The 14340-nt window shown below is 64.2% G+C and carries 12 protein-coding genes and 1 pseudogene; 5 read left to right on the forward strand and 8 right to left on the reverse strand.

The genetic code is table 11. From position 1 onward, the window contains the following. The 8 genes and pseudogenes from C7I87_RS11015 to C7I87_RS11050 all read right to left on the reverse strand — a co-directional run. Positions 1-742 (reverse strand): ABC transporter ATP-binding protein (locus C7I87_RS11015; RefSeq protein WP_149904577.1); only part of this gene is annotated, 742 nt, incomplete at its 3' end. Beyond that, positions 739-1539, reverse strand: coding sequence for an ABC transporter permease (locus C7I87_RS11020; protein WP_149904238.1), 801 nt, complete (start codon positions 1537-1539; stop codon positions 739-741). The genes C7I87_RS11020 and C7I87_RS11015, both read right to left, overlap by 4 nt. 1 nt (position 1540) lies before the next feature. Continuing rightward, a pseudogene (locus C7I87_RS11025) lies at positions 1541-2399 on the reverse strand (ABC transporter permease). A 60-nt stretch (positions 2400-2459) separates the two neighbouring features. Next, entirely contained in the window at positions 2460-3464 is a 1005-nt protein-coding gene (locus tag C7I87_RS11030) for an ABC transporter substrate-binding protein (RefSeq protein ID WP_149904239.1), read from the reverse strand. A 59-nt stretch (positions 3465-3523) separates the two neighbouring features. Then, positions 3524-4996 carry an aldehyde dehydrogenase gene (locus C7I87_RS11035; protein WP_149904240.1) on the reverse strand — a complete coding sequence of 491 codons (1473 nt, stop codon included), beginning with the start codon at positions 4994-4996 and terminating at the stop codon, positions 3524-3526. A 10-nt stretch (positions 4997-5006) separates the two neighbouring features. After that, a complete protein-coding gene (locus tag C7I87_RS11040) occupies positions 5007-6044 on the reverse strand; it encodes an LLM class flavin-dependent oxidoreductase (protein WP_149904241.1) in 1038 nt (345 codons plus the stop codon). After that, positions 6041-7837 carry an alpha/beta fold hydrolase gene (locus C7I87_RS11045; RefSeq protein ID WP_149904242.1) on the reverse strand — a complete coding sequence of 599 codons (1797 nt, stop codon included), beginning with the start codon at positions 7835-7837 and terminating at the stop codon, positions 6041-6043. The genes C7I87_RS11040 and C7I87_RS11045 overlap by 4 nt, the downstream gene beginning before the upstream one ends. Then, positions 7830-8417, reverse strand: coding sequence for an amino acid synthesis family protein (locus tag C7I87_RS11050; RefSeq protein WP_149904243.1), 588 nt, complete (start codon positions 8415-8417; stop codon positions 7830-7832). Before C7I87_RS11050 ends, C7I87_RS11045 begins: the two co-directional genes overlap by 8 nt. Positions 8418-8553: 136 nt before the next feature. Between C7I87_RS11050 and C7I87_RS11055 the strand changes: the two genes are divergently transcribed. From C7I87_RS11055 to C7I87_RS11080, 5 genes are all read left to right on the forward strand, one after another. Further along, positions 8554-9222, forward strand: coding sequence for a GntR family transcriptional regulator (locus C7I87_RS11055; protein WP_149904244.1), 669 nt, complete (start codon positions 8554-8556; stop codon positions 9220-9222). A gap of 764 nt (positions 9223-9986) precedes the next feature. Further along, complete coding sequence (locus tag C7I87_RS11065) at positions 9987-11042, forward strand: LacI family DNA-binding transcriptional regulator (protein WP_149904246.1); 1056 nt, start codon at positions 9987-9989, stop codon at positions 11040-11042. Positions 11043-11104: 62 nt separating this feature from the next. Further along, a complete protein-coding gene (locus C7I87_RS11070) occupies positions 11105-12352 on the forward strand; it encodes an ABC transporter substrate-binding protein (RefSeq protein ID WP_149904247.1) in 1248 nt (415 codons plus the stop codon). A gap of 189 nt (positions 12353-12541) precedes the next feature. Then, positions 12542-13471, forward strand: a complete 930-nt coding sequence (locus C7I87_RS11075) for a carbohydrate ABC transporter permease (RefSeq protein WP_149904248.1) — start codon at positions 12542-12544, stop codon at positions 13469-13471. Beyond that, a complete protein-coding gene (locus C7I87_RS11080) occupies positions 13471-14328 on the forward strand; it encodes a carbohydrate ABC transporter permease (RefSeq protein WP_149904249.1) in 858 nt (285 codons plus the stop codon). Before C7I87_RS11075 ends, C7I87_RS11080 begins: the two co-directional genes overlap by 1 nt. Positions 14329-14340 lie beyond the last annotated feature (12 nt).

Genomic DNA, 14340 nt, shown 5'->3' on the forward strand with positions numbered 1-14340 from the left:
CCAGATGCTCGGCGACCAAGAAATTCGAGTTGCCGATGAAGCCGGCGACGAACTCGCTGGCCGGCCTGAGATAGAGGTCCTCGCCGGTGCCGATCTGCTCGATGCGGCCTTCCTTGAACAGGGCGATGCGATCCGACAGATGCAGCGCCTCCTCCTGGTCGTGGGTGACATAGAGGATGGTGACGCCGGTCTCACGGTGGATGCGGCGGATCTCGGCCTGAATCTCTTGGCGCAGCTTCTTGTCGAGCGCCGACAGCGGCTCGTCCATCAGCAGGATCGGCGGATCGTAGGCGAGCGCGCGGGCAAGCGCCACGCGCTGTTGCTGGCCGCCCGACAGCGCGCCGGGATAGCGGCCGGCGAAATTCTCCAGCCGCACCAGCGCCAACATGTCGGCGACTTTCTTTTTCACTTCGGCGTCGGGGCGGCCGCGCACACGCAGCGGAAAGGCGACGTTCTCGGCAACGCTCAGATGCGGAAACAGCGTGTAGCGCTGGAAGACCATGCCGATGTTGCGTTTGTGCGACGGCACTGAAAGCAGTGACTTGTCTTCCAGCAGGACGTCGCCGAAGGTCGGGTCCTGGAAACCGGCGATCGCGTAGAGCGTGGTCGACTTGCCGGAGCCGGACGGCCCGAGGAAGGTCAAGAATTCGCCCTTGGGCACATCGATGGTGACATCATGGACGGCGACGAAGGCGCCGAATGTCTTTCTCACCGCGCGTATGGACAGGAATGGACGGGTCATCTGGACAATTTTCTTCGCAGGAGTGCGGTCACGATCATCAGGCACATGGTCAGGCCGACAAGCAGGCTGGAGGCGGCGGCGACGACAGGGCTGAGGTCGGCGCGCAGGCTGCCCCAGATCTTCACCGGCAAGGTCTGCAAGGTCGGGCTCGCCATGAAGATCGCCACCACGACCTCGTCCCATGAAGCGAGGAACGAAAAAATCGCCGCCGAGAAGATGCCGATCCGGATCGAGGGCAAGGTGATCCGCAGCCGCGCCTGCAGCGGGCTGGCGCCGCAGACGATGGCCGCATCCTCGATGGATTTGTCGAAGCCCTCGAGAGCGGCGGTGATCGGAACGATGGCGAAGGGCAGTGCCAGGACCGTGTGCGCGATGACGAAGCCGATCGTGGTGCCAGCCAGACCGATGCGCAGGAAGAAAGCGTAGACGGCGATGGCGAATACGACCACCGGCAGCACCATGGGCGTCAGCAGCAGCCCGCGCAGGACCTGCCGGCCGTGAAATTCACCCCGGACCAAAGCGAAGGACGCGAACAGGCCGATGACGACGGCGAGGATGGCGGCCATGGCGGCGATTTTTGCGCTGGTCAGCGCGGCATCGATCCAGGTCGGGTCGGCCAGCAGTTGCTCGTACCATTTCAGCGTCCAGCCGGGCGGCGGGAAGGCCAGCCAGCGTGAGGAGCCGAACGACAACAGCACGATGAAGACCACCGGCAACAACAGGAAGGCCGCGACAAGCGCGGTGAAGCCGGCAAGCCCCACGCGCAGCCATCCGAGCCTGTCATAGTCGAGCAGCATGTCAGAGCCCTCCGGCGGGGCGCTTGGCGCCGACCAGACGAAGCTGGAGCGCGTAGAGCGCCATGGTGATGACCAGCAGCACGAAGGCGGCGGCACTACCGAGCCCCCAGTTGAGCAGCGACTGAACCGTCTGGGCGATCATCTCGGCCAGCATCATGTTGGACGTGCCGCCGAGTAGCGCTGGCGTCACGAAATAGCCAAGCGACATGACGAAGACCATCAGCCCGCCAGCAGCGATGCCAGGAAGCGACAGCGGCAACAGGATACGGCGGAATGCCTGCAACGGCGTTGCCCCGCAAAGGGCGGCGGCACGCAGCGTCATCGGGTCGATGGCGCGCAGCGTGCCGACCAGCGGCAGGATCATGAAGGGCAGCATGATGTAGACCATGCCGATGGACGCCGGTGAGATTGTTGATCAGCGGCAGCGGCTCATGGATGATGCCCAGCCCCATCAGCGCCCTGTTGATCACCCCTGTGCGTTGCAGCAGCACCATCCAGGCATAGGTGCGGGTGAGAAGGTTGGTCCACATCGACAGGATGATGATGCCGAAGACGAGCGAACCGAAGGCGGGCGGCATGATCGCCAGCATCCAGGCGACTGGAAACGCCACCACGATGGTAACGGCGGTGACGACTGCGGCGACCAAGAAGGTGTTCAGGAACACCCGCACATAGGTTCCGCTGCCGAACAGCGCGGCGTAGTTCTGCAGCCCGGGTTCGGGATCAGTGACGCTGCGCAGCAAAAGGGCGACGACCGGCACGACGAAGAATAGGCCGACCAGAACCAGGGCCGGCAAGGCGCCGCCGCTGCCGGCCGGCAGGCCGGCAATGGCGCCGCGTTTGAGAGAAGTTCGTTGCATCGGCAGGTTCCGGTTGCCCGAACGGGGCGCGGTTCCCGCGCCCCGCCGGTTTCTGTGGCGCTATTTGGTCTGCCAGGCGTACCAGCGCGTGGCGATCTCGTCGCGGTGCTCGGCCCAGTAGTTCATGTCGAGGTTGATCTGGCCGTCGACATGGGCGTCGGGCAAGGCCTTGACCGCATCGGCCGGCATCTCCGCCTTGGCCTTGGTATTGATCGGCGCATAGCCGCTGGCCTCAGCGAATTTCGCCTGGCCGGCCGGGCTGGTGGCCGCGGCCAGGAATTTCATGGCGCTATCCTTGTTCTTCGCCCCTTTCGGCACGACGAGAACGTCGGCGGCGGTGAGGTTCTGGTTCCAGGAGACGCCGACATCGGTTCCGTCCTGCTGCAGTGCGAAGACGCGGCCGTTCCAGAGCTGGCCGAAGGCAGCCTCGCCGGAGGCAATCAGCTGCTGCGACTCCGCGCCACCGCCCCACCAGACGATATCCGGCTTGATGGTGTCGAGCTTCTTGAAGGCGCGGTCGAGATCGAGCGGATAGAGCTTGTCCGCTGGCACGCCGTCGGCGAGCAGCGCGATCTCGATGACGCCCGGCGCCGACCATTTATAGAAGGTCCGTTTGCCGGGGAACTTCTTGGTGTCGAACATGTCGGCCCAGCTGGCCGGTTCACCGGAGACTGCCTCCTTGTTCCAGGCTAGCACGAAGGAATAGTAGAAGCTGCCGACGGCATGCTCGTTGCTGAAGCGCGGATCGAGATCGGCCTTGGGTACGACCGCGAAGTCGATCGGCTCCAAAAGCCCGTCCTTGGCAGCCTTGATGGCGAAGTCCATTTCGACGTCGACGACGTCCCAGGTGACGTTCTTGGCGTCGACCATGGCCTTCAACTTGCCGTAGTCGGTCGGCCCGTCCTGCAGCACCTTGATGCCGGAGCTCGCCTCGAAGGGCGCAGCCCAGGACCTGGTCTGCGCTTCCTGCGTTGTGCCACCCCAGCTGGTGAACGCCATCTCATCGGCCTTGGCGGCGGTCGCCGCGAGCAGTCCGGCCAGAATGCCGGTCAAAATCAGTTTCATTTCATTCTCCTCTGTTGGTCTGTTCTTGTTTTTCTCAGTGCACCTTTGTCCTGCACTCCTCAGCGCATGACGAAGGGATCCGGGATCGGCTCGTCCGACGTCTTGATCCAGACGGATTTCGAGCGCGTGTAATCTCTGATGGCATCGAGGCCACCCTCGCGGCCAAGCCCGGAATGGCCGTAGCCGCCAAAGGGAACCAGCGGCGACACGGCGCGATAGGTGTTGACCCAGACCACGCCGGCATGGATGTCGCGCGCCATGCGGTGCGCCTTGCCGAGACTGCTGGTGAACACGCCCGAAGCCAGCCCGAAGGGCGTGTCGTTGGCGAGGGCCAAGGCTTGAGCCTCGGTGTCGAAGGCAAGCACGCTCAGCACAGGTCCGAACAATTCCTCGCGCACGCAGGGCAGGTCATTGTCGCCGGCATCGATGATGGTCGGCGCGTAATAGAAGCCGGTGCCGATGGCAGGCCTTGTGCCCCCGGTGATCATCTTGCCGCCCTTAGCAAGGCTTTCCGCGACAATCTTCTCGATCCAATCGCGCTGGCGTTGCGTGGCGAGCGGACCCATTTCGGTGGCCGGGTCCTGCGGATCGCCGATCCTGATCGCCTCGGCCTTGCGTTTCAGCCGGGCGAGGAACTCGTCCTTCACCGAACCTTCGACCAGCAGCCGCGAGCCGGCGACGCAGCTTTGGCCGGTCGCCGCGAAAATGCCGGCCACCACCGCGTTGGCGGCGCTGTCGAGATCCGCATCGGCGAAGACGACGACCGGGCTCTTGCCGCCGAGCTCGAGCGTCGTATAGGCGAGATTTTCCGCCGTGTTCCTGACGATCGCACGGGCCGTGGACGGGCCGCCGGTGAAGGCGACGCGCGAGACCAGCGGATGGCTGGTCAGGCGGCGGCCGCAATCCTGGCCGAAGCCGGTGAGAATGTTGACGGTGCCTTCGGGAAAGCCGGCCTGCTGGACGAGTTCGGCGAAGGCGAGCAACGGCGCCGGGCCGTCCTCGGAGGCCTTGACCACGACCGTGCAACCGGCGGCGAGCGCCGGGCCGAGCTTGACGGCGGAGAGGAAGAGCTGCGAATTCCACGGCACGACTGCGGCAACGACGCCTATCGGCTCGTGGCGGATGGTGACGTCGAGGTCCGCCTTGTCGATCGGCACATGCGCGCCTTCATGCTTGTCGGCGAGCCCGCCATAATAGCGGTAGTAATCGCCCACATAGGCGATCTGGGCACGCGTCTCGCGAATGATCTTGCCGGTATCGCGCGTCTCGAGTTCGGCAAGACGTCCAGCATTGGCGCCGACGAGGTCGCCAAGTTTGACCAGCAGTTTGCTGCGCGCGGTGGCGGTCATCGCCGCCCACGGGCCCGAGCGCAGCGCGCGGTGCGCTGCCTCGACGGCGCGGTCGACATCGGCTTCACTCGCCGCCGGCATCCTGGCCCATAGCGCGCCGGTCGACGGATCGATGCTGTCGAAAGTGACGGACGGCTCGTCGAAGCGACCGTCGATGAAGTTCCTGAACAGGGCGTCGGTCATGGGCTCGCGATCAAAGGAAGGCCGGCATCACCCGGTCGATGAACAGTTGCAGCGATTTCTTCTTGCGTTCGTGCGAGAGCCCGCTGTCGATCCAGATCGAGTACTGGTCGTAGCCGAGCGCCTCATAGGCTTTCAGCCGGGCAATGACCTCGTCGGCTTCGCCGATCACCAGATTCTGGCGGATCTTGTCGGGCGCGTATTGCGGCATCGCGGCGATCTCGTCCGGCGCCAACGGCTCGAGCACACCCTGATGCACCGGCTTCTTGTTCTGGAACCAGGCGCCGAATTGGCAATAGAAGGTCGACAGGTCCTCTGCGAGGCGATCGGCATCGGCCGCGTCCTCGGCGACGAATGTATGCATCAAAAGCATGATATCCGGCCGGGCGATGTCGGGGTGCGCGTCGCAGGCGGTGTCGAAGCGCTGCATCAGGGTCGCCACCTCGTCGTCGCCGGAGGCCAGCGGCGTCACCTGGACCTTGCAGTGGTTGGCGACGGCAAAATCGTGCGAGTTCGGGTCGCGCGCCGCCACCCAGATCGGCGGATAGGGTTTCTGCAGCGGCTTGGGCGAGGAGGTGGTCGGCGGGAACGACCAGAACTCGCCGGAGACTTCGAAGTCGCCGTCCCACAGACCGCGGATGGCGGGTACCATCTCCCGCATGCGCTGACCGGCGCCCCAGGCGTCGAGCCCTGGGAAGAGACGTTGATATTCGTAACTGTAGGCGCCGCGCGCGATGCCGATGTCGAGCCGGCCGCCGCTGATGACGTCGGCCATCGCCGCTTCGCCGGCAAGCTTGATCGGATGCCAGAACGGCGCAACGATCGTGCCCGTGCCGAGACGGATGCGGCTCGTTCTGGCCGCCAGATAAGCGATGTTGATGAACGGGTTCGGCGAAATGGTGAATTCCATGCCGTGATGCTCACCGATCCAGGCCGTCTCGAAGCCGGCCTGCTCTGCTTGCAGGACCAATTCCTCGAGTTCGCTCACCAGTTCGGAATGCGGCTTGGCCAGATCCGACCGTTCCATATGCACGAAGAGCGAGAATTTCATCTGTGGTCACCTGTATTGGAGGGAGCGGACATAGGCGCTTTGCCTAGCGGCCGGACTTCGCCTTCCATCTCATTGCCGACATAGACGCCAAAGGCGTCCTGCGTGCATTCCCTGACATAGCGGGCAAGCATCGAACGAACCGCCGGATCGGCGATCTTCAAGTTGCCGATCGCGTCGATGTCGACCAGCCGGACGCCACGATCGCTGGAGGCGGGCACGTCGAACGTGCCGCGATAATAGACGTGCGTGCGCGCCGAATTGCCAGCGTCGTCCCAGACGGCGAAGAGGAAGCCGAGCTGGGCCTCGATAGCCTTGGCGGCAAGCAGCCCACGGAGGCTTTTGCCGTCGCCGGCCGAGCCCAATCCCCGGCCGCGCGGCAGTTCGAAGCCGTCCGCCGTTTCCACGAACAGAACCCTGCCGCCATTTTCGAGGATCGCGCCGACATCGGTGCCGGGCTGAGTGGCGGCGAGCGCCTCCTGGCTGAGGCCGGGTGCGATATAGGCGCCGCGGCAGTAGCCGAGAGGCTGCGAGGAGTTGTGCTCGAAATGGCGGACGCGGCCGATAAGGATCGAATGGTCGCCCGCGTCGACCAGCCGCTCCATGTCGCAGTCGAAGGCCGCGACCGAGCCGTCCAGCAACGGACTGCCGGTCTGACCTGGACGCCAGGCGACGGAGGCGAATTTGTCGGCCGCTTTCGAGGCGAAGATGCCGGATGCCGCCTTCTGATCCTCGTTGAGGATGTTGATGGCGAAGCTCTTCGAGGTGGCGAAGACGGGATGGCCCAAGGCCTTATGGGCGATGCAGACGAGTACGAGCGGCGGGTCGAGCGACACCGAGGTGAAGGAGTTGGCTGTGAAGCCGCGTGGCTCGCCTTCGGGCCCGATCGTGGTGACGATGGTGACGCCGGTAAGGAAGGAGCCGAGCGCGCGGCGGAAGTCGCCGCTGTCGAAACCAGAAGTCACTGTCCCGTCTCCTTGCTCCGCCGCTTCGAGGAAGTCGACGATGTGGCGTGTGGTGCGGTCCGGTGCGGCGACCGCCATCATGTGGCGTTCGCCGGCAAGTACGATGCATCGGCCTTGCGGCGCCAGGCGTGCCATGGCCGCCGACATTGCCGGCGATGAGTTCCTGTCCTCGGACCCGGTCATGAACAGGGCCGGCATGACAAGGGTCTGCAAACGCTCGGCCTGGTCGCCGTCGGCGCGAGCGAACAGGCGATAGGTGCGTGCGTAGCCTTCCGGATCGACCTCGTTCAGGGCCAATGCCGTCTTTTTGGCAGCGGCCGCAAGCGTCGAGGGCACCGGGTCTCCGAACCACCGGGCGATGGTCTGGGCAGCTCCGGCAGCGTCGTCACGGCGGTTAAGGGCGGCGGCGCGTTCGCGAACGGCGTGGGCCAGATCGGGTGGACGCCGGAACACGGCGTTGAGTGAAACGATGCGGCTGATACGCTGGGGTGCCCGCAGGGCCAGTTCCTGAGCAACGAGCGCGCCCATGGAGTGGCCGACGACTGACACGGTTTCGAGGCCGAGATGGTCGAGCAGCCGAAGGGCCTGGTCGGCATAGTCGGTCAGTTCTGGCCCCGGTGGCGGCAGCGGCGATTGGCCATGGCCGAGCATGTCGATGGCGATTACATCCCAATTACCGGCCATCCGTTCGATCTGCGGCTGCCAAATCGCGGCGTTCATGCCGACGCCGTGGATGAACAGCACCGGGGCGCCCGACCCGGCTCGGATGAAGCCGGTGCCGTCAGGCGCCGTACCCTGTCGAGCCCATGCCGATGCGGGTGCGTCAGCCATGCAGGTCGCCCACTTCCTTGAGGTCGTGGTATCGGTCGCCGATACGATGGTGCGGCCGGCCGCCGATCGAGGCGCCGAGCGCCACCACCAACTCGTCCGGTGCCGGTGCGTCGCCGATCTGGAAATGCACCGTCAGGTAGTGCGAGCGCCGACCCTCGTCGTTCTTGTCCATCAGCGGGATCATGATCGGCGTGTTCGGGCCACCGCGCAGGTTGGTGAAGGCAAGATAGGTCTTGGCGGCAACCGCGCGGCGATAATGGTTGCCGAAATGCAGCGTGTGGATCATTGCCGAAGCGTGTTCGATCTCGCCCGACGTGCCGCAGATGGCGGCCTTGCCGTAGCCCTCGATGGCGTCGCCCGAACCGGCGATGGCGATGATTTCGCGGGTCAGGGTCTCTCCCAGCACGGGCGCACAGGCGCGGATTTCGGGCGACAGATCGTCGGTGAATCCGCGTCCGGCCCAAGGATTGGTCAGCACTGCCGCGACACCGATCAGACGCATCGGCCGAGGCGCTGCCTTGCCGCCTTCGATCAGCGTGTTCTCGGTGTAGGTGACGATCTTGCGAATGGCAGGCTGCATGGGATCCTCGGGTCGGGTGACGGGGTGAAACCAGGCGGTTTCCCGTATGATCTTATGGTATACCATGCTATGGAGCGCCAAGATGCTTGTCAACCAGCCATGGAATCTGTTTTTGTGGCGAGGCAGGAGACCTCACATGTCGGACGACACGCTTCGCATCGACCGCAGCGCCAAGACCTTGAGAACACTGGCACTGGAGCGCATGCGAGAGGCGATCATGGATTTCCATTTCCAGCCGGGCGAAAGGCTAGTCGAGCGGCCGCTTTGCGATCAGCTCGGCGTCAGCCGCTCTGTCGTGCGCGAAGTTTTGCGCCAGTTGGAGGCCGAGGGCCTGGTGCAGATGATACCGGGCCATGGGCCGGCCGTGGCAAAGCCGGATCTCGGCCGCACCGACGAGATCTATGAACTCCGGGCGCTGCTCGAAGGTATCGCCGCGCGCGCCTGCGCTATGTCGGCTACCGACGAGCAACTGGCCACGTTAGAGCATGCCCTGGCCGACCTGATCGAGGCGTGGGCGTCAGGCAAGCCGCCGGCGGTGATGCGGGCGACAACGAAATTTTACGAAGCGCTATTCGAGGCGGCGGACAAGCGCGTCGCGTGGGAGATCGTGAGCGGACTGAATGTGCGAATCAACCAGCTGCGGTCGATGACGATCGCTTCCGCAAACAGGCGCAAGCCGGCGATCGCCGAAATGAATAAAATCATGGATGCCATCCGATCGCGCAGGCCTGACGAAGCCGAAGTGGCAGCAAGGCAGCACGTCGAATCCGCCTGGAACATCGCTCGGGGACAGATTGCGTCTTGACCTTCTCTAGCTACCCGATGCTCACGGACGACGGCCCTGTTCTCTACGGCCGCATCGTGCTGCTCAACTCCCAGCGGGAACCGGTGCAGAATTACGTCGGAACTGGCAAGGCCAGACAGGTTGCTGGTTAGCCACTTGTCTCGAAAATTGACGCCGCGCGTGCTCATGTCTACCAAGCCGCTGGCGCATATTAGGCCCAGTCAGTTGAAGGCGCCCCGCCTAAAAATCTCAAGCTTCTCGCTGTAAGAAAGCCGTACCTTCTCACCGCACCGTTCGCATGTGAATATCGCGACGGACTTGACCCAGGAGCCCTTCCTAACCAGCTTGGCTCTGCAGCTCGGACACTGCAGGGTCAGATCCTTGTCGAGCAGGCGATTAAATAAACCCATTCCATCTTCTCCCAAGATGAAAAGGTCGTGCAAGATGGGTGCCAGGGCGGCGTCCTGAAACGACACAGGCGAGATTGGCTCGATAGATTGACGGCGAGGTGGGGCCGCGCAACTATTTTGCTAAAGCTGATTGAAGAGGATGCCGGCAGACAGGTGAGGGGCAGCGCTAACGCTCGAAAATATTTGTGGGAGAATTCGACCCTAAAGCGCCCAACTTGATCCTCACCACTTTTCCCCTTGAACGCTCACCCAATCTGGCCTAGCCTTGAGTTGAGAAAAGGTTTTTCCAAGATTTCCGATCGGGCTAGGCCGCGTGCCGGGCGTTCTTTCGGGCAATAAGAGAAAACGTTTTCCCAACTAGGGAATCTCGCCGCGATGGCATCGGACGTTCCGCCAGTTCCCGTCTTTCCCAAACCCGTCACCTTGCGTGACGTGGCCGCCCAGGCGGGCGTCAGCGTCGCCACCGCCTCCAAGGCGCTCAACGACCAGGGGCGAATGACCGCCGAGACCCGCGAGCGCATCCGCGACACGGCGCGCAGCCTGGGGTTCCGGCCCAACAGCCTGGCGCAGAGTCTGCTGAGGCGTCGCTCCTTCACCGTCGGCCTGCTCACCAACGACACCTATGGCCGCTTCTCGCTGCCCCTGATGTCGGGCATATCGGACTCACTGGTCGACGCCGGCGTCTCGGTGTTTCTGTGCAATGTCGAGGAGGATCCGCGCCTCGGCCAGCTCCATGTCGAAGCCATGCTGGACAAGCGCGTCGACGGCATCATCGCCACCGGCAAGCGCATAGACCGCCATCTGCCCGTCGACCTCTCCAGCCTGCGCATCCCGGTGATCTACGCCTTCACCCAGCCCGATCCCGACGCCGTCGCCTTCGTTTCCGACGATGCCGGTGGCGCGTGGCTGGCCGTCGAGCATTTCTGCCGGCTCGGTCGCAAGCGCATCGCCCACGTCACCGGCCCGGCGAGCTTTGCCGTGGTGCACGAACGGGCGCAGGCTTATCGCGCCACGCTGATCGAGAACGGCCTGCCTGTCATCGAGCCGCTGCTCGGCACCTGGTCGGAAGCCTGGGGGCATGAGGCCGTGGCAAAACTGTTCGACACCAATGGCGAGCGGCCGGACGCCGTCTTCTGCGGCAACGATCAGATCGCGCGCGGCGTCATCGATGCTCTGCGCGAACGAGGCCTCGGCGTGCCTAATGATGTCGGCGTCATCGGCTTCGACAATTGGGAGATCGTGGCGGAGGCGACCCGCCCGCCGCTGACTTCGGTCGACATGAACCTGGCAGCGCTGGGCCGCGAGGCCGGGCTGACCCTGCTTTCCCTGGTCGGCGGCAAGCCCGCCACGCCGGGCATTCGAAAACTGCCGTGCCGGCTGGTGATGCGGCAGTCCTGCGGCCGCCTGCCGGATGATGAGAAAGACGGCTGAAGAACGAAACGCCGCGATCGGCGGCAAGCCGCGCATCGCGGCCAAATGTGGAGGAGGAGAACATGAGGACTTTGATTGCCAAACTGGCCCTGACGGCTGCCGCTTTGGGCTGCGGCCTGCAATTTGCCGCCGCCGAGACCGCCAACATCTGGGTGCGTGCCGACGGCTCGAACTTCATGCCGAGGATCGTGGACGCCTTCAACAAGGCGCACAAGGACCAGGTCAAGCTCGACATCATCCCCAATGCCGAGATCATCCCGAAATATGGCGCGGCGGCCGCCGGCGGCACGGCGCCCGACGCGCTGTCGCTCGACCTGATCTACACGCCCTCCTTCGCGGCCGCCGGCCAGCTGGAGGACATCACCGACTGGGCGAAATCCCTGCCCTATTTCGCCAGCCTGTCGCCGGCGCATGTGAAGACCGGTACCTACAAGGACCATATTTACGGCCTGCCCTTCTCGGCCGACGCCTCGGTGCTGATCTGGAACAAGAAGCTATTCAAGCAGGCCGGCCTCGATCCCGAGAAAGGCCCAACCAACTGGGCCGAGATCGAAGCCGACGCCGAAAAGGTCAACGCGCTTGGCGGCAACATCAAGGGCTTCTACTTCTCCGGCAATTGCGGCGGCTGCAATATCTTCACCTTCACGCCGCTGATCTGGGCCTCGGGCGGCGACATCCTGTCGGAGGACGGCTCGAAGGCGACACTCGACAGCCCGCAGCTGCGCGGCGCCATCGATCTCTACCGCTTGATGGTCAAGAAGGATCTGGTGCCGGCGGGCGCCCAGACCGACACCGGCGCCAATTTCTTTGCCGCCTTCGCCGCCGGCAATATCGGCATCTCGCCCTCCGGCGCCTTCGCCATCGGCGCGCTCAACACGCAATATCCCAATGTCGATTACGGCGTCACCTTCCTGCCGGGCAAGGATGGCAACTGGTCGTCTTTTGCCGGCGGCGACAATTTCGTCGTCACTAAGGGCACCAAGAAACTCGCCGTGGTGAAGGAGTTCCTGGACTTCGCCTATTCGCTGGAGGGCCAGACCATCCTGGCCAAATATGGCTCGTTGCCGGTGCGCGGCGACATCGCCAAGGACGCGCTAAGGGATCTCGACCCGCGCTACCAGATCGCCGCCGAAGCCATGGCCAAGGGCAAGACGCCCTATTCGGTGGTGTTCAACGACCTAATCAACTCCGCCAACGGCCCGTGGACGCAGATGATCAACGAGGTGTTCTTTGGCGACGATGTCGATGGGGCCATAGCAAACGCGCAGGAGACCATGCAGTCGATCATCGACCAGGCGCCGCAGAAGTAGGCGCCTGTCCGGCCGCTCGCCTGTCTCCCTGGGCGGGTGGCCGGCCTGCTCCTTACCCTCCCCCTCGTGGGGAGGGTCGCTGCGAAGCAGCGGGGTGGGGTCTGCGCCAATCCCCCTCCCTGCGGTCCGATCTCCCCACAAGGGGGAGGTCAGACGGCCAATTGGATCCGACGCAAGAACGGGCAAGCCATGACCTCCATCGCAACCACCACCACCGCCCCGCCCCGCGCCCGCAAACTCGTCGGTGCCGGGCGCCGGCAATGGATCGGCCTGCTCTACGTCGCGCCGGCGGTGGCGCTCGTCATGCTGTTCTTTGTCATTCCGCTCGGCATGACAGCGTGGATGTCGCTGCACAACTGGCCGCTGATGGGCGAGCACTCCTTCATCGGCCTCGACAATTATTGGGCGATCCTGCGCGACACCAGGTTCTGGAATGCGCTGAAGTTCACCGGCTACTACACGGTGGTCGTCACCATCGCGATCTTCGCCGTCGCCTTTCCGCTGGCGATCTTCATCGAGCGGCAGCGCCCGTTCACCAATCTCTACCGCACCATGTTCTTCATGCCGGCGGTGGTCGGCTTTGCCTCGGCGAGCCTGCTCTGGTCGTGGCTCCTGAACGTCGATTCCGGCCTGTTCAGCCCGGCCGCCTACGATCTCGGCCTGATTGACAAGAAGTTCAACCTGCTCGCCACCTTCCAACCGGCCTTCTGGTCGATCATCGCCATGGTGGTGTGGAAGGTCGCCGGCTTCACCATGATCATCCTGATGACCGGCCTGCAGTCGATCCCGCAGGACCTACAGGAAGCGGCCGTCATCGACGGCGCCGGGCCGTTCGCCCGGTTCCGGGCGATCACCTTGCCGCTGATGCGCCGCACGCTGGCGCTGGCGCTGATCCTGTCGGTGGCGGGCTCGATCCTCGCCTTCGACCAGTTCTACATCATCCTGCGCGGCGGCCCGCGCAACCAGACGCTGACGGCGGTGTACTGGATCTTCAACCAGTCCTTCGTCTCATTCAAGCTGGGTTACGGCGCCGCGCTCTCGATGGTGCTGCTGGTGGTCCTGGTGGCGCTCAGCCTCGTCCAGCTCTGGCTGCTGCGCAAGCCCGAGGGGCTCGACTGATGGCGCAGGCGATGTCAGGCAGAGGCAAGCTCACCGCGCGCTTGGCTAGGCACTCGACCGGCATTATTGCCTCGGTGCTGTTCGTGGCGCCGATCGTGTGGACGGTGCTGTCGGCCCTCAAGCCGGCGCAGGAGGCCCGCCTGCCGCCGCTGCCGCCCTGGCCGACGACCGGCTTCTCGCTCGAAAACTACGCCACGTTGAACAGCTTCGGCGACGGGCTCTGGGCCTCAGCGCAGAACAGCATCTACGTCTCGGTGATGACCGTCATACTGTCGGTCGTCGTCAGCGTGCTCGCCGGCTACGGCTTTTCGCGGTTTCGGTTTCCGTTCAAGGACCTGTTCTTCGTCCTCATCCTGTCGACGATCATGATCCCGTTCCAGTCGATCCTGACGCCGATCTTCCTGGTCCTGACCAAGCTTGGCCTGCACAACACGCTGACCGGCCTGGTCGGAGTCTATGTGACGCTGCAGCTGCCATTCTCGATCTTCATGATGCGCAACGCCTTCGACGCGGTGCCGCGCGAGATCGAGGAGGCCGCCCGCATGGACGGCGCCGGCAATGCCACCATGCTCGTAAAGGTGATGTTGCCACTGGTCTGGCCGGGCGTCGTCACCATCGCGCTGTTTGCCTTCCTCGGCGCCTGGAACGAGTTCCTCGCAGCCCTGGTGCTGATGACCGACCAGTCCAAATTCACGCTGCCGGTGATGATGACGGCGCTTCAGTCGGGCCGCTTCGGCGCCATCGACTGGGGCGCTGTCCAGGCAGGCGTCACAGTGATGATGGTGCCGTGCCTGATCCTGTTCCTGGCTTTGCAGCGCTTCTACATCCGCGGCCTGATGGCCGGGGCCGTCAAGTAATCGATCGAATGG

The organism is Mesorhizobium sp. SARCC-RB16n (assembly GCF_008520305.1).
In the GTDB taxonomy this organism is placed as follows: Bacteria; Pseudomonadota; Alphaproteobacteria; order Rhizobiales; family Rhizobiaceae; genus Mesorhizobium.